The 22,664-nt window shown below is 69.8% G+C and carries 16 protein-coding genes and 7 pseudogenes; 15 read left to right on the top strand and 8 right to left on the bottom strand.

Features of this window, described 5'->3' with window-relative positions; all coding sequences use genetic code 11:
• Nucleotides 1–23: 23 nt before the first annotated feature.
• Nucleotides 24–725 carry a hypothetical protein gene (locus F3T56_RS29575; protein ID WP_425473650.1) on the bottom strand — a complete coding sequence of 234 codons (702 nt, stop codon included), beginning with the start codon at nucleotides 723–725 and terminating at the stop codon, nucleotides 24–26.
• Between the two features lie 152 nt (nucleotides 726–877).
• On the opposite strand from F3T56_RS29575, the gene gcl reads away from it, so the two are divergent.
• Both gcl and F3T56_RS29565 read left to right on the top strand, forming a co-directional pair.
• On the top strand, nucleotides 878–2,662 hold the full coding sequence (gcl, locus tag F3T56_RS29570; RefSeq protein ID WP_149828429.1) for a glyoxylate carboligase: 1,785 nt from the start codon (nucleotides 878–880) through the stop codon (nucleotides 2,660–2,662).
• Nucleotides 2,663–2,962: 300 nt separating this feature from the next.
• Nucleotides 2,963–4,201, top strand: a pseudogene (locus tag F3T56_RS29565) (RNA-guided endonuclease InsQ/TnpB family protein).
• 86 nt (nucleotides 4,202–4,287) lie between these two features.
• On the opposite strand, the pseudogene F3T56_RS29560 reads toward F3T56_RS29565, so the two are convergent.
• Nucleotides 4,288–4,547, bottom strand: a pseudogene (locus F3T56_RS29560) (SAM-dependent methyltransferase); the annotation flags it as partial.
• Between F3T56_RS29560 and F3T56_RS29555 the strand changes: the two are divergent.
• Entirely contained in the window at nucleotides 4,539–4,739 is a 201-nt protein-coding gene (locus tag F3T56_RS29555; RefSeq protein ID WP_149828428.1) for a hypothetical protein, read from the top strand. The pseudogene F3T56_RS29560 and the gene F3T56_RS29555 overlap by 9 nt on opposite strands.
• A 294-nt stretch (nucleotides 4,740–5,033) precedes the next feature.
• Here F3T56_RS29555 and F3T56_RS29550 read toward each other — a convergent pair whose 3' ends face one another.
• A complete protein-coding gene (locus tag F3T56_RS29550) occupies nucleotides 5,034–5,927 on the bottom strand; it encodes a 2-hydroxy-3-oxopropionate reductase (RefSeq protein ID WP_149828427.1) in 894 nt (297 codons plus the stop codon).
• Nucleotides 5,928–5,997: 70 nt separating this feature from the next.
• Entirely contained in the window at nucleotides 5,998–6,855 is an 858-nt protein-coding gene (locus F3T56_RS29545) for a TIM barrel protein (RefSeq protein WP_425473648.1), read from the bottom strand.
• Nucleotides 6,856–7,066: 211 nt separating this feature from the next.
• On the opposite strand from F3T56_RS29545, the pseudogene F3T56_RS29540 reads away from it, so the two are divergent.
• The 10 genes and pseudogenes from F3T56_RS29540 (at nucleotide 7,067) to F3T56_RS29495 (ending at nucleotide 14,653) form a co-directional block, all read left to right on the top strand.
• Nucleotides 7,067–8,054 (top strand): annotated as a pseudogene (locus tag F3T56_RS29540) (hypothetical protein).
• Between the two features lie 206 nt (nucleotides 8,055–8,260).
• A pseudogene (locus F3T56_RS29535) lies at nucleotides 8,261–8,644 on the top strand (HSP90 family protein); the annotation flags it as partial.
• A gap of 2 nt (nucleotides 8,645–8,646) precedes the next feature.
• Nucleotides 8,647–10,512: pseudogene (locus F3T56_RS29530) on the top strand (hypothetical protein); the annotation flags it as partial.
• Nucleotide 10,513: 1 nt separating this feature from the next.
• Nucleotides 10,514–10,723, top strand: a pseudogene (locus F3T56_RS29525) (ATP-binding protein); the annotation flags it as partial.
• Between the two features lie 38 nt (nucleotides 10,724–10,761).
• On the top strand, nucleotides 10,762–11,013 hold the full coding sequence (locus F3T56_RS29520; RefSeq protein WP_149828425.1) for a YkoF family thiamine-binding protein: 252 nt from the start codon (nucleotides 10,762–10,764) through the stop codon (nucleotides 11,011–11,013).
• Nucleotides 11,010–11,390 (top strand): helix-turn-helix domain-containing protein, encoded by a 381-nt coding sequence (locus tag F3T56_RS29515; RefSeq protein ID WP_149828424.1) that lies wholly within the window; start codon nucleotides 11,010–11,012, stop codon nucleotides 11,388–11,390. The genes F3T56_RS29520 and F3T56_RS29515 overlap by 4 nt, the downstream gene beginning before the upstream one ends.
• Before the next feature lie 96 nt (nucleotides 11,391–11,486).
• Complete coding sequence (uraD, locus tag F3T56_RS29510) at nucleotides 11,487–12,005, top strand: 2-oxo-4-hydroxy-4-carboxy-5-ureidoimidazoline decarboxylase (RefSeq protein ID WP_149828423.1); 519 nt, start codon at nucleotides 11,487–11,489, stop codon at nucleotides 12,003–12,005.
• Nucleotides 12,002–12,352, top strand: coding sequence for a hydroxyisourate hydrolase (gene uraH / locus F3T56_RS29505; RefSeq protein ID WP_149828422.1), 351 nt, complete (start codon nucleotides 12,002–12,004; stop codon nucleotides 12,350–12,352). Before uraD ends, uraH begins: the two co-directional genes overlap by 4 nt.
• 5 nt (nucleotides 12,353–12,357) lie before the next feature.
• The gene (pucL, locus tag F3T56_RS29500) at nucleotides 12,358–13,251 is read left to right on the top strand and encodes a factor-independent urate hydroxylase (protein ID WP_149828421.1); all 894 of its coding nucleotides are present in this window, start codon (nucleotides 12,358–12,360) and stop codon (nucleotides 13,249–13,251) included.
• A gap of 22 nt (nucleotides 13,252–13,273) precedes the next feature.
• Nucleotides 13,274–14,653, top strand: coding sequence for an 8-oxoguanine deaminase (locus tag F3T56_RS29495; RefSeq protein ID WP_149828420.1), 1,380 nt, complete (start codon nucleotides 13,274–13,276; stop codon nucleotides 14,651–14,653).
• A 375-nt stretch (nucleotides 14,654–15,028) separates the two neighbouring features.
• Here the strand turns inward: F3T56_RS29495 and F3T56_RS29490 are convergent.
• From F3T56_RS29490 to F3T56_RS29475, 4 genes and pseudogenes are all read right to left on the bottom strand, one after another.
• A pseudogene (locus F3T56_RS29490) lies at nucleotides 15,029–15,458 on the bottom strand (chitosanase); the annotation flags it as partial.
• 97 nt (nucleotides 15,459–15,555) lie between these two features.
• Entirely contained in the window at nucleotides 15,556–17,769 is a 2,214-nt protein-coding gene (locus tag F3T56_RS29485) for an alpha-N-acetylglucosaminidase (RefSeq protein ID WP_149828419.1), read from the bottom strand.
• 140 nt (nucleotides 17,770–17,909) lie between these two features.
• Complete coding sequence (locus F3T56_RS29480; protein WP_246204001.1) at nucleotides 17,910–18,527, bottom strand: 3'-5' exonuclease family protein; 618 nt, start codon at nucleotides 18,525–18,527, stop codon at nucleotides 17,910–17,912.
• A 110-nt stretch (nucleotides 18,528–18,637) separates the two neighbouring features.
• The gene (locus tag F3T56_RS29475) at nucleotides 18,638–20,158 is read right to left on the bottom strand and encodes an MFS transporter (RefSeq protein WP_149828418.1); all 1,521 of its coding nucleotides are present in this window, start codon (nucleotides 20,156–20,158) and stop codon (nucleotides 18,638–18,640) included.
• 93 nt (nucleotides 20,159–20,251) lie between these two features.
• On the opposite strand from F3T56_RS29475, the gene F3T56_RS29470 reads away from it, so the two are divergent.
• Together F3T56_RS29470 and F3T56_RS29465 are read left to right on the top strand one after the other, a co-directional pair.
• The gene (locus F3T56_RS29470) at nucleotides 20,252–20,653 is read left to right on the top strand and encodes a winged helix-turn-helix transcriptional regulator (RefSeq protein ID WP_149828417.1); all 402 of its coding nucleotides are present in this window, start codon (nucleotides 20,252–20,254) and stop codon (nucleotides 20,651–20,653) included.
• Between the two features lie 249 nt (nucleotides 20,654–20,902).
• Nucleotides 20,903–22,582, top strand: a complete 1,680-nt coding sequence (locus F3T56_RS29465; protein ID WP_149828416.1) for a peroxidase family protein — start codon at nucleotides 20,903–20,905, stop codon at nucleotides 22,580–22,582.
• Nucleotides 22,583–22,664 lie beyond the last annotated feature (82 nt).

Raw genomic sequence — 22,664 nt, 5'->3', positions numbered from 1 at the left:
CGCCGATGGTGGTGTTGGTTGTGTCAGGCCCCCGAACCGGTCGCGGCGAGCTCGGTCGCCGCGCCGTTCACCGGCTGCGGGGTGCCCGTGAGGTCCAGCACGAACAGGGAGACGCCCAGGCCGTCGGCGCGGTCGCGGGCGTCGTTCGTGTATCCGGCGAGGGAGAAGTAGACGCAATCGGTGGACTCCGCCATGGCGGTCAGCCACAGGCACTCGACATCGCGCAGTGAGGCCGGGCTGACCGACGGGTCCACCTGGGTCAGGACGCCCCGCGCGGCCAGCCCGATCCCGTTGGGCTGGCGTTGGTCGGCCCGGCGTATGTCCCGGTAGCCCAGCCAGCGCAGATAGAGGGCGACGGCGATGACCGCGTCGTGGGCGGTGCGGATGGTGGCGGGCCGGAAGGTGGCGCGGGGGTTCGAGGGCGGCTCGCCCGTCTCCGAGCCGTCCTCACTCAGCGGCCGCAGCGCACCGGCCACGGGGACGCGCAACAAGGTTCCGCACGAACAGCCCAGCTCCGGGTGCGGCCACTGGCCGGCACGGCCGCAGCTCCCGCACCGGACGGTGACCCAGTCCTCGTCCCAGGTGCGGTGGGTGACGGAGACGGCGGCGGCGCGACGGTTCAGGCGCGGGGCGACCGGGGTGCCGCACGCGCACGGATAGGCCGGGGCGGCGTACTGATGTTCCCGCCCGCAGTCCGGGCACCGCACCGCCATGCTCTCGCTCATGCCTTTCATCGTGCTTCAACAGGGGCTGTTCCGGCAGGGACTTGACGCTGTTCACCCCACCCCCTACGTTGATTCCAGATAGTAGAAAATAGTTTCCGTATTGCGGAATACCGCTGATGTGGAGCATTCGGCAGCTGAAGCAGGAGTACGCAATGGCTCGTATGACCGCTGCCCGCGCGGCAGTCGAGATCCTCAAGCGTGAGGGCGTCCGCGACGCGTTCGGTGTCCCTGGCGCGGCGATCAATCCCTTCTACGCGGCCCTGAAGGCCTCCGGCGGTATCCAGCACACCCTCGCCCGGCACGTCGAGGGCGCCTCGCACATGGCCGAGGGCTACACCCGCACCCGCCCCGGCAACATCGGTGTCTGCGTCGGCACCTCCGGCCCCGCCGGGACCGACATGATCACCGGGCTCTACTCCGCCACCGGTGACTCCATTCCGATCCTCTGCATCACCGGCCAGGCCCCCACCGCGGTGATCCACAAGGAGGACTTCCAGGCGGTCGACATCGCCGCCATCGCCAGGCCGGTCACCAAGATGGCGGTGACCGTGCTGGAGGCCGCGCAGGTCCCCGGCGTCTTCCAGCAGGCCTTCCACCTCATGCGCTCCGGCCGCCCCGGACCCGTCCTCATCGACCTGCCCATCGACGTCCAGCTCACCGAGATCGAGTTCGACCCGGACACGTACGAGCCGCTCCCGGTCTACAAGCCGGCCGCGACCCGCGCCCAGATCGAGAAGGCGTTCGGGCTGCTGAATGCCTCGGAGCGCCCGCTGATCGTCGCGGGCGGCGGGATCATCAACGCGGATGCTTCAGAACTCCTCGTCGAATTCGCCGAGTTGACGGGTGTCCCGGTCGTCCCCACCCTCATGGGCTGGGGCGTCCTGCCCGACGACCACGAGCTGAACGCCGGCATGGTCGGCCTGCAGACCTCGCACCGCTACGGCAACGCGACCTTCCTGGAGTCCGACTTCGTCCTCGGCATCGGCAACCGCTGGGCCAACCGGCACACCGGGAAACTGGACGTCTACACGGCCGGGCGGAAGTTCGTCCACGTCGACATCGAGCCCACCCAGATCGGCAGGATCTTCGCGCCCGACTATGGCATCACGTCCGACGCCAAGGCCGCGCTGGAGCTGTTCGTCGCGGTGGCGCGGGAGTTGAAGTCGGAGGGTGCGCTGCCCTCTCGGGCGGAGTGGGCGGCGGCCGCGCAGGACCGCAAGGCCCGCCTCCAGCGCCGTACGCACTTCGACGACATCCCGATCAAGCCGCAGCGCGTCTATGAGGAGATGAACAAGGCCTTCGGCCCCGAGACCCGGTACGTCTCGGCCATCGGCCTCTCACAGATCGCCGGCGCCCAGATGCTCCACGTCTACCGCCCGCGCCACTGGATCAACTGCGGCCAGGCGGGCCCGTTGGGCTGGACCGTCCCGGCCGCGCTGGGCGTGGCGAAGGCCGACCCGGAGGCGTCGGTGGTCGCGCTCTCCGGTGACTACGACTTCCAGTTCATGATCGAGGAGCTGGCGGTCGGGGCGCAGCACAAGATCCCGTACGTCCATGTCCTCGTCAACAACTCGTACCTGGGCCTCATCCGCCAGGCGCAGCGGGCCTTCGACATCGACTTCCAGGTCAACCTGGAGTTCGAGAACATCAACTCGCCCGAGCTGGGCGTCTACGGCGTCGACCACGTCAAGGTCGCCGAGGGACTGGGCTGTCGGGCACTCCGCGTCACCGACCCCGGCGAACTGGGCGCCGCCTTCGACCATGCCCTGAAGCTGGCCGCCGAACACCGGGTGCCGGTCGTCGTCGAGGCGATCCTGGAACGCGTCACCAACATCTCGATGTCGACGACGAACGACATCAGCAAGGTGGAGGAGTTCGAGGAGGTCGCCACGGAGCCGGGGCACGCGCCCACGTCCATCAAGGCGCTGAAGGTCTGACGCGCGGCACGTGCGACACGGCACGTTTCGGCGAGGGGCGGCCCACCTGAGGATGGGACAGGACGGTGTGCATTACGAACACCTGGGTAATGCAGGGGGTTCACGCACGCCCGTGAGGTCGCATCCCGAGCCGAGCCCCGCGGCGCATAACCGTGATGTGGTCGGCTACGGAGCGGCTGGATGTTGTTTGTGTTGGAGCGAGGCTACGCAACGGGACATCGCGCCAATGAAATCACTCGATGTAGTGAATGATCGCGAACGTGTAATGGCTTCTCGAACGGCTGCCTACGATCGGTGATCGTGAAACTCGTGGTGCAGGTCAAGCTCCTGCCGACGCCTGACCAGGCGGCGGCTTTGCAGGCAACACTGCGCGCCTGCAACGAGGCGGCGACTTGGGCCAGTGAAGTTGCGTTCAGCCGGGACGTGAAGCGGAACTTCGCTCTGCGCGAGTTGGTTTACGGAGAGGTGAAGCAGCGTTGGGGACTGGGTGCGCAGGCCGCGCAGCATGTGATCAAGAAGACCTGCGACGCATATGCCGTGCTAAAGGCGAATCTGAGGGCCGGAAACCTGGGACGCCCCGACTCCAAGCGCTACCGGAAGGCGACCGCGGAGCCGGTGGCATTCCGCCCGGACGGCGCCCAGCCGTATGACGACCGGATGCTGTCGTGGCGGCTCCCGGAGCGGCGGGTGTCAATCTGGACTGTGTCGGGGCGGATGAAGGACGTGGCGTTCACCGCCTCGCCCGAGCAACTGGCCCGCCTGACATTGCACCGCAAGGGCGAATCCGACTTGCTCCACCGGGATGGCATGTGGTTTCTGAACGCCACCTGCGAGGTCCCCGAGGGGGAGCTAAACACCAGCCCGGATGGGTTCCTCGGCGTAGACCTCGGCATCGTGAACATTGCCACCACCTCCGATGGCGAGGTCATGGCGGGACGGGAACTCAACCGAGTCCGGGTGCGCGAACGTGGCCTGCGGACCAAGCTGCAGAAGAAGAACACCCCGTCGGGGAAACGCCGGTTGAAGAAGCGGCGGCGCATGGAGGCCCGGCGGGCGAAGGATATCAACCACAAGATCGCGAAACATCTGGTGGCCGAGGCAGAACGCACCGGTCGTGGGATCGCCCTGGAGGACCTGGGCTGAATCCGCGAGCGGGTACGGCTTCGCAAACCCCAACGGGCCACCCTCCATTCCTGGGTATTTGCCCAGCTGGGGCAGTTCATCGCGTACAAGGCCCGTAAGGCCGGGGTGCCGGTGGTATACGTCGATCCGGCATACACCTCCCGTACCTGCGCCGAGTGCGGCCACATCGACAGGGCGAACCGAGTCTCTCAGGCGTGGTTCGCGTGCCGGTCCTGCGGATTCGTTGATCACGCGGATCGGAACGGCTCCCGCAACATCCGTGCTCGCGCGGAAGAGTTGTGGCGATGCGGGGCCCCGTCAACGGCCCCAGGCCCATCTCCGCAACGGGCGAGTGGGACAGGACGCAAACGCAGCGCCACAGCCAGTGGCGCCCGTTGTGCAAGCCCGGGGCTTTGAGCGCCGAGTAGTTGACAGGTTGATTTGAGGGTTCCGTTGTCCACGTACCGTCGGTTGGCGGATGAACGGGATCGGGAGAGGACGGTTCAGTCGGCCCCGGCGCGGACGATCAGCGTCCGGATGTGACCAGGTGTTGGGGCTTCGACAACGTACGCCTGGGCCTTGGCGAAACCGGGCCGGGTGAGCAGCCGCTTCCACACGGCCGGGCGGTAGCTGTAGCGGTAGGTGAACATGGCCTTCCCCGCGAACCGCCCTTGTGCATGCCTTGGGGACCGTAGGCGCCGGGAATGGCGGAAGGCTGGGAGAAGACGAAGATGCCACGGGGGTTGAGGCGTTCGTGGACCACGAACTCTGGCTGGACGACTCCGAGAGCATTTTCATCTACATGCACGTGTGGAGGACGCTCCGGGAATCCGCCGTCTATGGTATGGATGCGCATGGCGTGATCAGCCGCGCACGGCAGGCCTACCTACCTCACCTCGGGCGTAGAGGGCTGGATGTCCGCCGTGAGATGGATGCTGCGCTCGACACCAAATGAATGGCCCTCCGGTAGCGCGTACTGCCCCCGCCGTGTCTCCCCGGTATAAGGCCCGCCGCCCCCGTGCCGACGGGCCTCATGTGCTCAGAATGCACCTATGGACAGGGGGAGTTGAAGCCCTCAAAGCCGTCTCCAGAGGTAGATTTGAGGGTTCCGTAGGCTGCATACACCCAGTTGAGTACGGAACGAGACGGTCGGGACGTCGTTGGTTCCGAGCTACAGCGGCGCCTGGGCGCGACAGGACAGATGTCAGCGCCGCCGCGACCCGGAAGTCTCGTGAAGTCCGGTGAGGGATCAGGCCTTTGATCCGGAGAGGCGCTCCACGGCCCGCAGCAGCGCCGAGTGGTCCAGGCCGCCGTCGCCCTGGGCGCGCAGGGAGGCGACCAGTTGGGCCACGACCGCGCCGAGGGGCAGGGCGGCGCCGACGGTGCGGGCGGCGTCCGTGACGATGCCCATGTCCTTGTGGTGCAGATCGATGCGGAAGCCCGGCTTGAAGTCCCGGTTCAGGAAGTTGTCCTTCTTGCGGGTCAGCACGGTCGAGCCCGCGAGGCCGCCGCCCAGTACGTCGAGGGCCGCCTTGAGGTCCACCCCCGACTTCTCCAGGAAGACCACGGCCTCGGCGCACGCCTGGATGTTCACGGCGACGATCAGCTGGTTGGCCGCCTTCACGGTCTGACCCGAGCCGTGCGGTCCGCACAGCACGATCGTCCTGCCGAGTACCTGGAAGATCGGCTGGGCAGCGTCGAAGTCGGCCTGCTCGCCGCCGACCATGATGGACAGCACGGCCTCGACGGCACCGGCCTCGCCGCCGGAGACGGGCGCGTCCAGGACGCGGATGCCCTTCTCCTTCGCCGCCCTGGCCAGGTCGATCGAGGTCTGCGGGGTGATGGAGGACATGTCGATCAGCAGGGCGCCGGGCCGCGCGTTCTCCAGGATGCCGTCGGGGCCGTACGAGACGGCCTCGACCTGCGGCGACGCGGGCACCATCGTGATGATCACGTCGGCGTCGCGCACCGCCTCGGCGATCGAGGCCGCCGCCGTGCCGCCGGCGGCCGTCAGCCGGTCGAGCTTGTCCTGCTCCAGGGTGTAACCGGTGACGTCGTAGCCCGCCTTGATCAGGTTCTCGGACATGGGCGAGCCCATGATGCCGAGGCCTATCCAGGTGACCTTGGGAAGAGTGCCGCTCATGAGGGTGCCTCCCTGAAAGCGTTCGTACGTCTCGGATGCCTCGTACGTCTCGTACGTCGATGAGCCGGGCTCAGCGGGCCGCGCGTGCCGCACGCGGCAGCCACGCCAGTGCCTCCTCGCTCGGCCGGTCGCCCGGCTTGAACTCCAGGCCGACGAAGCCCTCGTAACCGGCCTTCCACAGCTGGTCGAGGAGGTCCGCCAGCGGGAGCGTGCCGGTGCCCGGGGCGCCGCGGCCGGGGTTGTCGGCGATCTGCACATGACCGGTCCTGTCGGTGTACCGCTCGATCACCGACGGCAGGTCCTCGCCGCTCATGGACAGGTGGTAGAGGTCCATCAGGAAGCGCGCGTTGCCGAGGCCGGCAGCCTGGTTGACCTTGTCGACGATGCCGACGGCGGCCGGGGCGGAGACCAGCGGGTACAGCGGGGACTCCGGCTTGTTCAGGGCCTCGATCAGCAGGATCGCGCCGATCCGATCGGCGGCCCGGGCCGCGAACACCAGGTTCTCCAGCGCGAGCGCGTCCTGCTCGGCCGGGTCCACCCCCTCGACGCGGTTGCCGTACAGGGCGTTGAGGGCCTTGCAGCCCAGGGACTCGGCGAAGTCCGCGACCACCTCGACGTTGGCCCGGAACCTCTCCGACTCCGCGCCGGGGATCGACAGCGCGCCCCGGTCGGGGCCCGGCAACCGCCCGGCGTAGAAGTTCAGCCCGGTCAACTGGACACCGGCGTCCTCGATCGCGCGCTTCAGGGCGTCGAGTTCGGCGGGCTCGGGGGTGGGGGAGTCGACCCAGGGCCACCACAGCTCGACCGCGGTGAAGCCGGCCGCGGCGGCGGCCGCGGGGCGCTCCAGGAGCGGGAGCTCCGTGAAGAGGATCGACAGGTTGAGGGTGAAGCGCTGCGCTGCGGCTGTGCCCAATTGAGAACCTGGCATGGGACCGGGCTTCCCTTCCGTCTGTAATTCCGCTTTACGGAAGTTTACTTCTGCTTAATGGAAGACTGCCGCTGTCTCTCGGGGCTGTCAAGAGGCCTCAGTGGAAGCGGGTGAGGCGCCGAAGCCGTGCCGGGAAAACCCAACGGAGATCTGTCGGTGGGTCCGCTTAAGCTGCACCGGACGATCACGCGGGACCAGGGGAGGGCGCGGCATGTTCGGCAAGCTGTTCGACAGGGGGGGCGGAGAGACCGGTGGCGGACCCGCACGCCCTCCCTGTCCCGCGCAGGCAGAAGAACGGGATGTACACGCTGCGCGCGCTCGGGGACACGCGGGTACTCGCGCTGGTGGAAGCGGCCGACGCGGGTGACTGGGAGGCGGTCAAGGCGGCGCTGGCACCCTTCGACCTCGGCCACGACCACCAGGTCCTGGGCGAACTCGCCGACCTGGACGGTGTGCAGGACTGGATCGGCCAGGCTGTCGAGGAGGACAAGGAGCACCGGGCGACGGCCCTGCTGATATCCGGGACGCGCTACATCAACTGGGGCTGGGAGGCGCGCACCGCCGAACGTGCCGTGAACGTCACACCGGAGCAGTGGCGGGTCTTCCACGAGCGGCTCCGCATCGCCGAGGAGCAGTTGTTCGAGGCCGCCGAGTTGCGGCCGGAATGGGGCACGCCGTGGCGCCGCCTCCTCACCTCCGGTCGCGGTATGTCGCTGGGCTCCGCCGTCAACGAGACCCGACGCGACGCCGCCCTGCGCCGCGACCCGCTGGACCTGGAGACCCATCTGGAGTGGGTGTCGCAGTTGCAGCCGCGTTGGGGCGGCGAGCCGGGGCAGGCCCTGGCGTTCGCCCAGGACGCGGCCGCCCGCGCCCCGGAGGGCCACCGCCTCGGCTGCGTGATCGCCATGGCGTACATCGAGGAGTGGGTCGAGTCGGAGCGCGGGGACTACCTCGAAACCGACGAGATCCAGGCGCAGTTGCGGGAGGCGGCGGACCACAGCATCCTCCACCCCGCCTACGTGCGGCGCCCGGGCTGGCAGCAGGACTTCAACATGTTCGCCATGGCCCTGTCGCTGGCCGGTGAGCGCCACACGGTCCGGCGCGTCTTCCAGGCGCTGGACGGCGCCTACACCAAGTGGCCCTGGACGTACTTCGCGGAGCCCGAGAAGCAGTTCGCACGCGGGCACCGGCGCGCCTGAGCGCACGCCGCCCTCCGGTCCCGATCGCCACCCGTCACCCGTCACGGGTAACCCGTTACCCGTCGCCCCTCCCACCCCGGACTGCCGATGACTCTCCCCGACACCGACACCGACACCGACGCCGCCGCGAACCCGGCCGGCGCCGACCGCACCTTCCAGGTCGATCTGCGCGGTCTCGTCGATCTCCTCTCCCACCACCTCTACTCGCCCTCGCCGTCTTCGACTGCGATGTCGCGCTGCGCACCTTCCAGCCGGCCTCCGCCCCCGCCCTCCTCGTCGACAGCCGCGAGGCCCGGCACGAGCGCACCCGCTCCCAGCTCGCCCGCGAGCAGGAGGGCGGCCTGTGGGGCGACATCCTCGGCGCCCTGCGCCAGGAGGCCCCGCGGGCCCAGCTGATCCTCAACCAGCTCAACCCGCTGGTCCGCACCGCCGTCACCATCGACGAGCCCGAGCTGGCCCGCACCAGCGCCGAAGCCCTCTACGGGCAGGCCGCGATGCTGTCCCGTCGCCCGCTCAGGCCCGCCGAATCGAGCCTCATCAACCGCTCCTTCCTCGACCTTCTCGCCCACGCCCTCCGCAAGGACAGCTGACGATGCCCACCGCACCCCATCCCCAGAGCACGGACGAGCTGTACCAGGCGCTGAAGGAGAACGACCAGCGTCCCTACGGCCGCACCCGCACCGTCACCGCCGAGGAACTCGTCGACGCCGCCGAGCAGTTCGCGGAGCCCGTCCCGCTCGTCCACGCCCTCCTCGAACTGCAGGAGGCGTACACCTACGGCTCCGAACCCCGGAAGTCGCCCGTCGTCTTCGCCCGCCTGCTCACCCTCTTCGACGAGCAGCCCGACGTCTTCGACGAGCGCCTGCGCCACATGCTGTTCTGGCGGTTCAAGTGGGTGGCCAACGCCCTGCGCCAGCTGCCCGAGATACCGCTGGCCAGCATGCGCCAGTGGCTGACGGAGATGCGCGACCGGTACGAGAAGGCCGGCCTCGGCCTCCAGCCCTATTACGGGCAGTCGTACCAACTCGCCGCCCACGTGGGCGAGGACACCACCCTCGCCTACGAGCTGTGGGCGGGCCGCACCCGCACCCGGCTCAGCGACTGCGAGGCCTGCGAGACCTGCGAGCGCGCCCTGTACCACCTCATGGCGGGCGACGACGAGCGGGCGCTGCGCACCTGGGAACCCGTCCTGGCCGGGAAGGAGTTTTGCCAGGAGGAGCCGGCCCGCTCCCTCTCGTACGCGCTGCTGCCCCTGCTGCGCACCGGCAGCGCCGACCGGGCACGCGAACTGCACCTCGCCGGCTACCGCGGCTGCCGCCGCAACCCCTCGATGTCCGGGGAGGTCGGCCGCCACCTGGAGTTCTGCGCGCTGACCGGCAACGAGGCACGCGGTCTGGAACTGCTCGCCGAGAACCGGAACCTGTTCGACGAGGTGGACTCCCCGCTGGACCTGCTCGACTTCCTCACCGGCGTGGAGGTCCTCCTCCAGCGGGTCGAGTTCCTCGGCCACGGCGAACTGCCCGCCGCCGGATACGCGGGCCGCACCTGGACGGCGGCCGGCCTGCGCGCCGAGGTGGGGGGCCGCGCCGACGACCTCGCCGCCCGCTTCGACGCCCGCAACGGAACCACGGCCCACACCGACCGCCGCAGGGCCCGCCTCGACCGGGCTCCGCTCCTCGACGCGCTGGAACTGACCCTGCGCACCCGCAGTCTCGACGAGGTCGCCCCGGCCGCCCCGGTCACCGCGCCCGCGTCCCGTACGGCAGCCGCCGTCCCCGACGCGCTGCCCGAACTCATCCTCCAGGCAAGGGCGTTGGAAGAGCAGGGGCACCCGGACGCACAGGCCTGCTGGGCGCGGCTGCGTACGCTCGCCGCCGTCCGCGACTACACCCACCCCGACGACCCGGCCGTCGGCCCGCTCGTCCAGCTGCGCGCGAACCTGCTGGCCGACGAGGCGAGCCGGGCGGGCCAGAGGGACGAGTACTCCGACGCCGCCGCCCTCCACGAGGAGGCCGCAGCCCTGTACGAGGACGCCGGACTGCCGGGTGACGCGGCGCTCGCCCGCGCCTGCGCGCTGCTCGCCGCCGCCGAGATCCCCACGGAGGGCGCCGACGGAGCCGAGGCGAAGGCCGCCGCGCTGACCGCCGCCCACGCGTCCATGGTCCGCCTGCACGAGGAGACACCCGGCCTCGCCCCGTACCAGGAGGCCCGCCTGCTGCGGCTGCGGGCGACCGCGCTCGGCCTGCGCCTGCAGACCACGGGCAGCGAGGAGCACGTCGCGCCGGTCTTCGCCGAGGTGGACCTGCTGCACGCGTTCGCCACCCGGCCCGACGTCATCGGCCAGATCTCCGGCGCCCTGCACCTGCGGGCCAGCACCCACGCCGTCTCCGGCGACCTGCCCGCCGCGGTCACCGAGATCGACGCCCTCCTCGACCGGCTCAAGGAGCACGGCCCCGCCTCTCTACCCGGATGACCCAGCCCTCCGTATCGAAGTGACCGACGCCCGCCCCGACCGTCGCCCACCCACCCCCGGCACGCTCCCTCCGCCGTCCCCCGATCCGGACTCCGGCCGAGGCCTTCTTCTCGTCGAAGCCCTGTCCACCCACTGGGGAACGACCTGCGGCGACCCGTACACGAAGACGGTCTGGTGCGAAGTCATCCTCGCGTGACTGTCAGTGGCCATGCCTCCGTCGGTTAGGGTCGCGTCGTGCGATTGAGAGTGGAGTTCACGACCGAGCCCTTCGACCTCGACGAGGCCCCGGCGCACGCGCTCGTGGCCCGCGAGGTCGTCGAGGCGGCCGAGCTGGACGCGGTGGATGTCGGGCCGTTCGGGAACACGGTGGAGGGGGGTGCCGACGCCGTGCTCACCGCCGTGGACGCGCTGCTGCGCAAGACCCTGGAGTCGGGCGCCACCCGTATCTCGCTCCAGGTCAATGTGATCGGGGAGGGTGCCGAGTGAGCGGCACCGGCGACGACGACCCCTTCGTCGCGGCCGTCAAGCCGCTGGTCGACGCCATGGGCGGGGTCATGCTGCCGCCGGACGAGGCCGGCCCGGACGACGTCGTGCTCTCCTGGGAGGGCGCCGAGGTCGTCGCCGTACGGCTGCCGCAGCTCGCCGAGTCGCTGGACCACATCCTCGTCGCGCTGGAGCGCAAGCACGGCAAGCCGCTCGCCGACCTCGACCGCAAGGCCAAGCAGGAGGTAGTACGGATGTTGGAGGCGCGCGGCGCCTTCTCGGTGCGGCATGGTGTGGAGACCGTCGCGAGCGCGCTCGGCGTCAGCCGCTTCACCGTCTACAACTACCTGAACAGGGAAAGCGCGGCCAAGGGCAACTGACAACTGAGCGGCCGGTGCCGCCGAGCGGGTCGCCGTAACCGCGATTTTTTCAACAAACTGTTGACGTGGTGTTGTCGTAGGGCGTTAGCTGGTCGCGTGACTTCGAGTTTCCCGACGCCGGGCCTTGCCCGGTTCAACGCCCTGGAGGAGCATGCGGGCGTCGCGGCGCTCCGCGAGGTGTGCGCCTCGGTGGAGTGGGGGCGCAGGCTGCTCATGGGACGGCCGTACGCCGCGGTCGACGACCTCCTCGCCGCCAGTGACGCTGCCATGGCCTGGCTGAGCGCGGGCGACCTGGAGGAGGCCATGGCGGCACACCCGCCGATCGGCCGCCCGAAGCCCGGCGATCCGGCGTCGGCCCGGGAGCAGCGGGGCATGGCGGACGCCTCCGAGGAGCTCAGGGCCGAGATGCTTGAACTCAACCTGGCCTACCAGGAGAAGTTCGGCCACGTCTTCCTGATCTGCGCCACCGGCCGCTCCGGCGAGCAGATGCGCGACGCGCTCAGGGAACGGATCGGCAACCCGCCCGAGCGGGAACGCGAGATCGTGCGGATCGAGCTGGGAAAGATCAACCGCATCCGGCTCACCCGACTCCTCGGACAGGACGCACCAGCATGAGCACCAGCAGCACCGCCTCCGTGTCCACGCACATCCTGGACACCAGCATCGGCCGCCCCGCACAGGGCGTGCCCGTCTCGCTGTCGGCACACGGAGGAGCCGGGTGGGCGGAGCTCGGCACCTCCGCCACGGACGCCGACGGACGCTGCAAGGACCTCCCGGCGCCGCCGGAGGGGACCACCCACGTACGGCTCGGCTTCGACACCGAGGCGTACCTCTCCGCGCACCGCGACAGCGGAGCGTTCTTCCCGGAGGTGACGGTCACCTTCGCCGTCGTACCGGGCGAGCACTATCACGTACCGCTGCTGCTCAACCCGTTCGGCTACTCCGTATACCGAGGGAGCTAGCACCCATGCCCATCCTTGGACAGAACCAGTACGGCAAGGCCGAGAACCGAGTCGTGAAGATCACGCGGGACGGCGCCACCCACCACATCAAGGACCTGAACGTGTCCGTGTCGCTGAGCGGCGACATGGACGAGGTCCACCTCTCCGGCTCGAACGCCAACGTCCTGCCGACGGACACCACCAAGAACACGGTGTACGCCTTCGCCAAGGAGAAGGGCATCGAGTCCGCCGAACAGTTCGGCATTCATCTCGCCCGCCACTTCGTGACCTCGCAGGAGCCCATCCACCGGGCCCGCATCCGCATCGAGGAATACGCCTGGGAGCGCATCGAGCACTCCGGCGAGGGCGAGCACTCCTTCGTCCGCAAGGGCCAGGAGACCCGGCTCACCCAGATCACGTACGACGGCTCGTCGTGGGAGGTCGTCTCCGGCCTCAAGGACCTCACCGTCATGAACTCGACCAACTCCGAGTTCTGGGGCTACGTCAAGGACAAGTACACGACCCTCCCCGAGGCGTACGACCGCATCCTCGCCACCGAGGTCTCCGGCCGCTGGCGCTTCAACTGGACGGACGGAGAGCAGCCGGCGCCCGACTGGAACCAGTCTTACGAGCAGGTGAAGAAGCACATGCTCGCCGCGTTCGCGGAGACGTACTCGCTGTCGCTCCAGCAGACCCTCTACGCCATGGGCGCCCGGATCATCGACAACAGCGGCGAGATCGACGAGGTCCGCTTCTCCCTCCCGAACAAGCATCACTTCCTGGTGGACCTGACCCCGTTCGGCCTGAAGAACGACAACGAGGTGTACTTCGCCGCCGACCGCCCCTACGGCCTGATCGAGGCCACCGTCCTGCGGGACGGGTGCGAAGCGAAGATCCCGGCGGACCTCACCAACCTCTGAAGACCTCTGAAGGACGAACCCCATGGCAGCAACCCAGCGCATCGTCATCGAGAACGCGGCGATCGCGACCGTGGACGCGAAGGACACCGAGTACACGTCGGGTCACGTGGTCGTGGCGGACAACATCATCGAGTCGGTTGGCGAAGGCAAGGCCCCCGAGGGGCTGACTGACGTCGTACGCCGCATCGACGCGACCGGTCACCTGGTGACCCCCGGCCTGGTCAACACCCACCACCACTTCTACCAGTGGATCACCCGCGGCCTCGCCACGGACCACAACCTCTTCAACTGGCTCGTCGCGCTCTACCCGACCTGGGCGCGCATCGACGAGCGCATGACGTACGCGGCGGCCCAGGGCTCGCTCGGCATGATGGCCCGCGGTGGCGTGACGACCGCCATGGACCATCACTACGTCTTCCCGAAGGGTTCCGGCGACCTGTCGGGCTCGATCATCCGGGCGGCGCGCGAGATGGGCGTCCGCTTCACCCTCGCCCGCGGCTCCATGGACCGCAGCGAGAAGGACGGCGGTCTGCCGCCGGACTTCGCCGTCGAGACCCTCGACGGCGCGCTCGCCGCCACCGAGGCGACCGTCCGCGAACACCACGACGCCTCCTTCGACGCGATGACCCAGGTGGCCGTGGCCCCCTGCTCCCCGTTCTCCGTCTCCACCGAACTCATGTGTGAGGGCGCTGGGTTGGCCCGCCGCCTCGGCGTACGTCTGCACACCCACGGCTCGGAGACGGTTGAGGAGGAGAAGTTCTGCCACGAGCTGTTCGGCATGGGCCCGACCGACTACTTCGAGTCGACCGGCTGGCTCGGCGAGGACGTGTGGATGGCGCACTGCGTCCACATGAACGACTCCGACATCGACGCCTTCGCCCGTACGAGGACGGGGGTCGCCCACTGCCCGTCCTCCAACGCCCGCCTGGCGGCCGGTATCGCCCGCGTCCCGGACATGCTGGCGGCCGGCGTCCCGGTCGGCCTCGGCGTCGACGGCACCGCGTCGAACGAGTCGGGCGAACTCCACACCGAGTTGCGCAACGCGCTCCTCATCAACCGCCTCGGCGCCCACCGCGAAGCGGCCCTCAACGCCTGCCAGGCGCTGCGCCTCGGCACCTACGGCGGTGCCCAGGTCCTGGGCCGGGCAGGCGAGATCGGCTCCCTGGAGCCGGGCAAGCTCGCCGACCTGGTGCTCTGGAAGCTCGACACCCTCGCCCACGCCTCCATCGCCGACCCGGTGACCGCCCTCGTCTTCGGCGCGGCAGCCCCCGTCACCGCCTCCTTCGTGAACGGCCGGCAGATCGTCGAGAACAACCGCCTGCTGCACGCCGACGAGGACGCGATCGCCCGCTCCACACGGGAAGAGGCCCGGCGGCTGGCGCGGATCGCCGCCGGTGACTGAGCGGGGCCCATATGAACTCCGGCCGAGGGGGGCGGTACTCGGTCGGGAGCCGTGGGCCCGGAGCAGCGGGTCGATGACGGCCGTATCCGGGGCGTACGCTCATGTGCGCCCCGGAAAACGGTCGATCACTCGATGCCGACGCCGTGCATCACCATCGCGTCGTATTGAAGTTCTCTCCCGGACGAACCCGGGAGATTCTCCCCTGGATCGCTCCGGAGAGTTTGACAGGCCATGCCTGTCCGACGACGACCCTTCCGGCCGCCGGAGCAAGTACGGGACTCGCCCGGGTTGTTGGGGACTTGGCTGTCGCCCCCGACTGTGCGCTGGGGGTACCAGACCCATTACGGAGTGATGCGGTCGTGCTCCGCACCGCGGGTACTCGAACTGGCCGAGGGTGCCGAGGTCGTCCTTCTTGGCGCGCGTGACCGCCGGGTCGAAGTGGACACGGTCCCGTTCGTCGCGCTGGGCCTTGCGGAAGGAGGCGGTACGGGCGGCCTTGCGTCAGGCGGCCGGGTAACCGGGGTCCAGCCCCTCGTGCGAGTATGCCGCCGGTGTAGCCGCGGCCGTCGCCGATGTCCTCGATGTAGGTGTACTGCTCCTCCCAGCTCAGCGAGGAGTTCTCCGCGCTGGACACCAGCCGCATGGCGATGTCCTTCTTCGCCGCGTCGTCGAGCCCGGTGCTCGCGGTGGTGGTGGTCGCCGTGTCCGCCGCCTGGTCCACCAGGGCGGGGACGGCGAGCAGAGAGGCGCCGAGGGTGGTCAGCAGTAGACGGCGGGATGCGGCTTTGGCGGGCAGCAGCGGCACGTGTCTTCTCCAAGTGGGCGATCCGAAGGGGGTGGTTGAGGGTCGCGTGATCGACTTGGAACGGCGTGAGGGTGCCGTGGCAGTGGGCTGTGACAGGTCAGGAGAGCGCTTTGAGCCGGTCCCGAACCTGTGCGGCGACCGCGTACGTGTCCCCGACCGGCTCGGTCGCGAGCTGCCCCGGGTTCCGCGTCCAGCGGTCCTCAAGGGCGAACCAGTCGATGGCCTTGGGCGCCCGGCCCGCGCTCAGCGCGGCGCGCAGCTCCTCGAAGTACGTCGACCAGCGCAGCCGGTACAGCCCGCCCACCAGCCCCGCCCACTCCCGGTTGGCGTAGTCCCGCAGCCCCGCGTCCGTGCCCTCGCGCGTCCCCCACACGGTCAGCAGCGAGAGATTGTCGTACGCCAACCGCTCGCGCTCGGCGGCGCCCGCCCCCCAGGACCGCGCATCGGCCACCCAACGCCCCAGCAGATGACGGGAGTCGGTGGCCATCAGCCGGTCGAGCAGATCCATCAGGGACAGCCAGGTCCCGGTCAGCTCGTCGAATCGGGCGGTGTCGCGGGCGTCATACGCCTTCTTGAGCTGCGGCAGCAGTACACGGCTGCGGTTGGCGAGGGCCTGGCGGGCCACGTCGAGAAGATCCCGGCGATACGCGGACGACTTCCGCAACTCCGCGCGTACGCCTAGCAGTTCACCGAGCGCGGGCTCGAAAGACGCAGCGCTGTACCGGAGTTGCTTCGGCGACCAGCGTCCCGCCCGTACGACGTCCAGTGCGGGCCGGGCGGCGAAGAGGCCGTCGGCGCCTTCGCTCCAGCGGTCGGCGCGGGTGGTGCCGTACGCGGTGCGGCGCAGGATGTCCCAGGCGGCCTCGGCGTGCGCGTCACGGGCGCCGTACCGGGCGTGCGCCCACTCGGCGAACCACGCCTTGAGGTCCAACTCGCCCTCGCGCCAGGCCAGTTCGGAGAATAGGGCGAAGGCTGCCGGGTTGTTGTCGGCGGCCTCCGGCATCAGCGCGATGCCGTGCAGCTTGCTGCCGGCCTTGGTGCGCCACTTCTCGTACAGCTCCGCCCAGTCGGGGGTGTTGGCCCCGAGCGTGGTGTGGCCGCCGAAGTTCCAGATCGAGCCGAAGGCGTACGGGGTGTCGTTCCAGTCGGCCTCGCGGTCGGTGACCGTGGGGAAGCGGTCGGAGAGGCCGTCGACGACGAGCATGTGCTTCTTGTCGACGGCGTCGACGATCGCGCGCGGGGGGTTGTGCTGCCAGCCGAGGATCACCCAGGTGGCGCCCGGGTGGGCCCGCTGGAGCGCCCGCTCGACGCCCTTCGCCGCGTCGGCGACGGGCACGTCACCCGGGTCGCCGCCCTCGTGCAGCAGGTCCATCTTGTACAGGGTCGACGCGCCGCCGAACATCTCGTCCTGCACCCGGTAGAAGGCCGCCGCCACCCGGGCGAACCGGTCCGTGCGCGGATCCAGCCAGTCGGGGCGCGCGAAGCCCATCCAGTCGCCCTGCGGCACGGTACGCACCCCCGGATTGCGCTGGGTGAAACCGGGCGGAACCGTACCGAAATAGCCCGGGAGCACCGGCGTCATGCCCAGCTCGCGCACCCGATCGGCGATACGGCGCCCAAGCGCGGCGCGGGCGTCCAGCAACTGCCGGGAGACGGGGGAGGGGAACTCCGGATGTGCCGACATGTTCTGCAGCAGCCACCACGGCTGGTGGGCCGGGCCCGGGATCCACTTCCGCAGCTCCTCCTCCCCGTACCCGAACTCCTGGAAGACCCGGTGGTAGAGCGCGTCCGCGCCCGTGTAGACGAGGATCTCGTTGTAGCCGTGCAGGGCCAGGACGTCCAGCTCGCGCTCCCAGTACGACCAGTCCAGGTACGCGCCCGTGTAGCCGTCGTTGGTGTCGTTGAGGGCGAAGCGGTGGGGGACGTTCGCGCGGCGGGTGACGGTGCCGTCGAGGCCCGGGAGGTCGCGCGGGAGGAGGTTCGTCTGCTCGCCGGCCCAGTTGATCTCGGCGTACGCGATGTGCCGCAGGTACCAGTTGAGCCCGGTGAGCTGGGTGGCCGGTGTGTCGCCGGTCACGGTGATACGGCCGGCGCGGCCCGCGACCCGGAAGGTGCCCCGCTCCTTCCCTTCGACGAACGTGATCTGCCGCCAGTGCTCCGGCAACAGCCGCCGCGCCGCCGCCGATGCCGCCCCGGCCCTCGGCTTGTCCGCCCGGGGCGCGTCGTCCGTGGGGGTCGCGCGGGCCGAGGAGCAGGCGACCGCCGAACTGGCGGCGAGGGCGGCGAGCAGGGCACGGCGGGCGAGCGGCATGGTATCTCCGGAGGGAGGGTGGGGGTACGCCCTGGGAGGATTACCCGCCCAAACCTCACTCGTGCGCAGACACGCGGTCACAAGGGGGAGAACCTGGCGTGAACGACTGTCCTCCGCCCGACCGTTCCCTGCTCGCGTGATCATTCCATGGTTCCTATCATTCCCCGCTTCCGTCCCAGGCCATCAGGTTCGCCAGCAGCTCCGTCTGCTCGATGGCGTCGTCGAGGGTGATGGGGGAGGGTGTGTCGGCGACGGGAGAGGAGGTGCTGGGGCATGGCCCTCTTGGCGACCGACCGCAGCGGTACCCCGGCCTTCGTGGCGTACAGCGTCTTCATGTCCAGACACCCGGAGTGCCCGAAGGGGCTCTCGCCGGTGAAGCGGATCAGATACCAGTACAGGAACGTCCAGTCGTACGACGCCGGGTACCCGCACATCACGGGCTGCGCGTCGCCACTCACCTGCCGCACCCAGCGACCGAACTCCCTGAGCGCGGCCTCCGGTACGGCACCCTCCTTCATCAGCTTCGCCCTGTCGAGCCCGCTCACGGCCAGCGCCTCCGGCACGAACTCCTCGCTGATCGGCCGCAGTTCGCGGTAGAAGGTGCGCTCCTCCGGATCGGCCGCCGTGAAACCGTCCGCATCCTGCCTGCCCGCGACGGCCGCGTCGAAGCTGAGCATGGAATACGGCCCGGGGATCGGCCCGTCGGCCTCGACGTCGACGGAGATGTACAGGCTCGGCCTGATCCTGCGTTGTGTCATGCCGCGAGGATGGCTTCCGGGGTGCGCATGACGCATCCGTATTTCAGACGCGCGCGAACGCCTGGCAGGGCTGGGCGGCGGGCCCGGACGTATCGGGAGTGGGCGGAGGATCATCGCGGGGCGTTCGCCTCGGCCTGAGTCGCCCGCGGCCGGGCCCCGCTGCCATTCGCGTCCGTTCGCACCCGACCCGGCCGGAGCACCCCGGCCGCCAGGACCAGGGCCGCTGCCGTGACCCCCGTGGCCACGGTGAACGCGAGGCGGTAGCCGTCCGCGGTGGCCGGGACGAGGGAGCGGCCGCCCGCGAGCAGGTCGTCCGTGCGGGCGGCCGCCAGGGTCGTCAGGATCGCCAGGCCGAGGGAGCCGCCCACGACCTGGGTGGTGTTGAAGAGGCCGGAGGCGAGGCCGGCGTCCTCCTCGCGGGCGTCCGACATGGCCAGACCGGTGACGGCGGGCATCGCGGCGGCGAAACCGAGGGCCAGCAGGAGCATCGCGGGCAGGAAGTCGACGGCGTAGGAGCCGTCGGCCGGGGCCCGGGTCAGCAGCGCCGTCCCGGCGGTGATGAGGACGAGCCCGGCGAGCAGCACGCGGTACGCGCCGAAGCGGGCGATGGTTCGCGCGGACAGGCCCAGCATCAGGATCCCGATGACGACCGGGGCCGGCAGGAACGCCGTGCCGGTCAGCAACTCGCCGTAGCCCAGCACGCGTTGCAGGTAAAGCGCGCCGATGTACTGGAAGCCGTACATGCCCGCGATCATCAGGATCTGGACGGCGTTCGCGCCGGTCAGCACGCGGGAGCGGAACAGCCGGAGACGGAGCAGGGGGCGGGCGGCCCGTGCCTGGCGGGCGGTGAAGGCGGCGAAGAGGGCCACCGCCACGGCGGCCAGGGCGAGCGTCCCGCCGGTGCCGCGTTCGCCGGCGCCGACGATGACGTACACCGTGAGCATCAGCGCGCCGGTGATGAGCGCCGCGCCGAGGTAGTCGGCGCCCTCGCCCGGGCCGGTGCCGCTGTCGGCGGATCGGTCGGGGGCGAGGATCCGCAGTGCGGCCACGAGGGCCACGACGCCGACAGGGAGGTTGATGAGGAAGATCCAGTGCCAGTTCAGGGCTTGGGTCAGCGCTCCGCCGAGGAACGTGCCGAGCGCGCCGCCCGCCGCACCGACCGCGCTGAACACCGCGATGGCACGGGCCTGTTCACGCGGCTCGGGGAACAGCGCGACCAGCATGCCGAGGACCACCGCGGAGGTCATCGCGCCGCCCACCCCCTGCAGGGCCCGCGCGACGACCAGCACCTCCTGGCTGGTGGCCACCCCGCACAGCACCGACGCCACTGTGAACACCGCGAGCCCGGCGGTGAACATCCGCTTCCGGCCGACCAGATCGCCCAGTCGGCCGACCAGCAGAAGGAGCCCGCCGAACGGGATGAGATACGCGTTCACCACCCAGGCCAGCCCCGGCCCCGAGAACCCGAGGTCACGCTGGATCGCGGGCATCGCCACAGTGACGATGTTGCCGTCCAGGATCGTCATCAGGGCCCCCGCGCACAGCACGACGAGGGCCGCCCAACGGGAGTACGTTCGCTGCGCCGGGCTCTGCACCGGCGCCGACGCCGGTGACGTGGTCGAGGACGACATGGCTGCACTGCCTCCGAGTTCTCCAAAGGTGCACGACTTGTAACGGGGGACATCGTGGATAACGATGGAGGTCCGGCATAAGGAGGAACTTCAATGTCCCAGAGGAACACTGGTGTTACCTCGCAGGTCGTGAACGCGGAGGCCTGTCCGGTCAAGGAAGTTCTTGACAGGGTGACCGGCAAATGGAGCGTTCAGATCATCGTGGCCGCCGCCCACGGCCCCATCCGCTTCACCGAGTTGGAGCGCGGCGTCGAGGGCATCAGCCGCCGCATGCTCACTCTGACTCTGCGCAACCTCGAACGCGACGGCCTCGTCACGCGCACCGTCCATCCGACGGTCCCGCCCAAGGTCGAATACGAACTCACGGAGCCCGCCCGGGAGTTGCACTGCACCTTGCTGTCGCTCACGGAGTGGGCGGAGCGCAACCGTGTCTACATCGCCGAGTCGCGCGCGTCCTACGACGACGAACACCGGCCCGAGCTCGTCGACGTGTGACGAGGGCTGGGCGCGACTTGCCCCGGTGCGACCAGTCTCGGTACAACCGGTCGTGCGCGACTCTTTCTACGTTGATGTGCGTAGATGTCCGGAGTCGGGAACCCCTCCTCGTACGCGACACGTTGTCGGTAATCAGAGGTTCATCCGAAAAGATCACTCTGCGTCCGGTGGGGGCCGGTAGGCCCGGAAGGAACCGATAAATCCGGTTGTGACCGTTCGTGGGGTGCGGGGGACAGAACGGGGATACACATGGTGCATCGACACCATCGCGAGACCTACTACGTCGTCAACGAGGGTCGGATCCTGGAGTTCGAGAAGGGGGACGCGGTCGCGCGCGTACCGAGCGCGACCGAGCAGCAGATGGCCTTCCGCTTCTCCAGGTTCGGGGAGAAGGGAGTCCAGCTCGACGAGACACTGCGGGGCAAGCTCGCCGAAGCCATGACCACGGGCACCGGCGGCGGCGACCCCGACTCGGGGGAGCCCGGGACGGCGATACCGGCGGGGTTCACGTACCTCGGGCAGTTCGTCGACCACGATCTGACACTGGACCGCACCCAGGTGGGGCTGGGTGAGCCGGTCCCGGTCGAGGACCTGGTGCAGGGGCGCAGCCCCGCACTCGACCTCGACTCGCTCTACGGGCTCGGCCCGAAGCACGCCGGCAGCGCCCGCTTCTACGAGCCGGACGGCCGCCTGAAGATGGGCACGACGCTCGGCGTGGGGTTCCCGCCCGACTTCCCGCCCGCCAACATCGACCAGGAGGGCTTCGACCTGCCGAGGGCCGGCGAGGCGGCCGGTGGCACCCAGGCGGACAAGCGCGCCCCGCTCATCCCGGACGCGCGCAACGACGAGAACCTGGCGGTCGGCCAGCTCCACCTGGCCTTCATCCGCTTCCACAACCGCGTCGTCGACCAGCTCGCCGAGCGGGGAGTGCCCGAGCACCGGCTGTTCGAGGCGGCCCGGGACATCGTCGTCAAGCACTACCAGTGGATGCTGCGCACGGACTTCCTGCCGCGCATCGTCGACCCGGACATCGTCGAGCGGGTCTTCACCCGCGGGCGCCGGCACTTCGAGGTGCCGGGGTACGGCCGTCCCGGCGACCTGCCGACGATGCCCATCGAGTTCTCCATAGCCGCCTACCGGCTCGGGCACAGCATGGTCCGCGGGGCCTACCAGTGGAACACCGTGTTCCGCGCGGGCGGACCCGGCCCGATCGCCTCGCTGGACCTGTTGTTCCGGTTCAGCGGCACGGCGGGCAACCTCAACCCGGACGGCGAACTGGACGACCCGAACTCGGGGGTGGGCCTGCGGCTGCCGAGCAACTGGATCGCCGACTTCCGCAGGCTGTTCGACTTCGGTGAGGCGGGACGCGACGACCTGGTCGTGCCCGAGGCCGAGTTCAACGTCGCCAAGCGGCTCGACACCCTGCTCGTCGACCCGCTGGCCACGCTGCCGCTCGGCACCTTCGGTGGCCGAGGGCTCCCGGAGCCGCCGCCGATCCAGCGCAACCTCGCGTTCCGCAACCTCACGCGGGCCGCGATGGTCGAGCTGGCCACCGGTCCGCAACTGGCCGCCCAGATGGGCTTCAAGCCGCTGACGGAGGACCAGATCCTCCGGGGCAACGGCGGCGCCGTCCTGGAGGGCCTGTCCGACACCGAGCGCGCGCAGCTCGTGGAGCACACCCCGCTGTGGTTCTACGTCCTGCGCGAGGCCGAGGTGAACGAGGCGCACCCCGGCAGCCTCACCGGCGTCGGCGGCACGCTCGTCGCCGAGGTCTTCCACCGCGCGATGGAGGGCAGCCGGAGGTCGATCGTGAAGCACCCGGGCTGGCACCCGAGCCTCCCGGCCCACCAGAAGGGCAAGTTCACGATGACGGACCTGCTCCTGTTCGCCTTCGAGAACGACGCGCAGCTGCTGAACCCGCTGGGTTAGTCCACGGCGTCACCCTCCTCCGCTGAAGTCGGTCGGAGCGTCACCCCGCGTCGTTCGGGCTGTGAGCTGATGCTCACAGCCC

The sequence above is a fragment of the Streptomyces tailanensis genome, assembly GCF_008386495.1.
Taxonomy (GTDB): domain Bacteria; phylum Actinomycetota; class Actinomycetes; order Streptomycetales; family Streptomycetaceae; genus Streptomyces; species Streptomyces tailanensis.
Note: the sequence above shows the minus strand (reverse complement) of the source record. Positions and strands in the feature narration are given on the sequence as shown.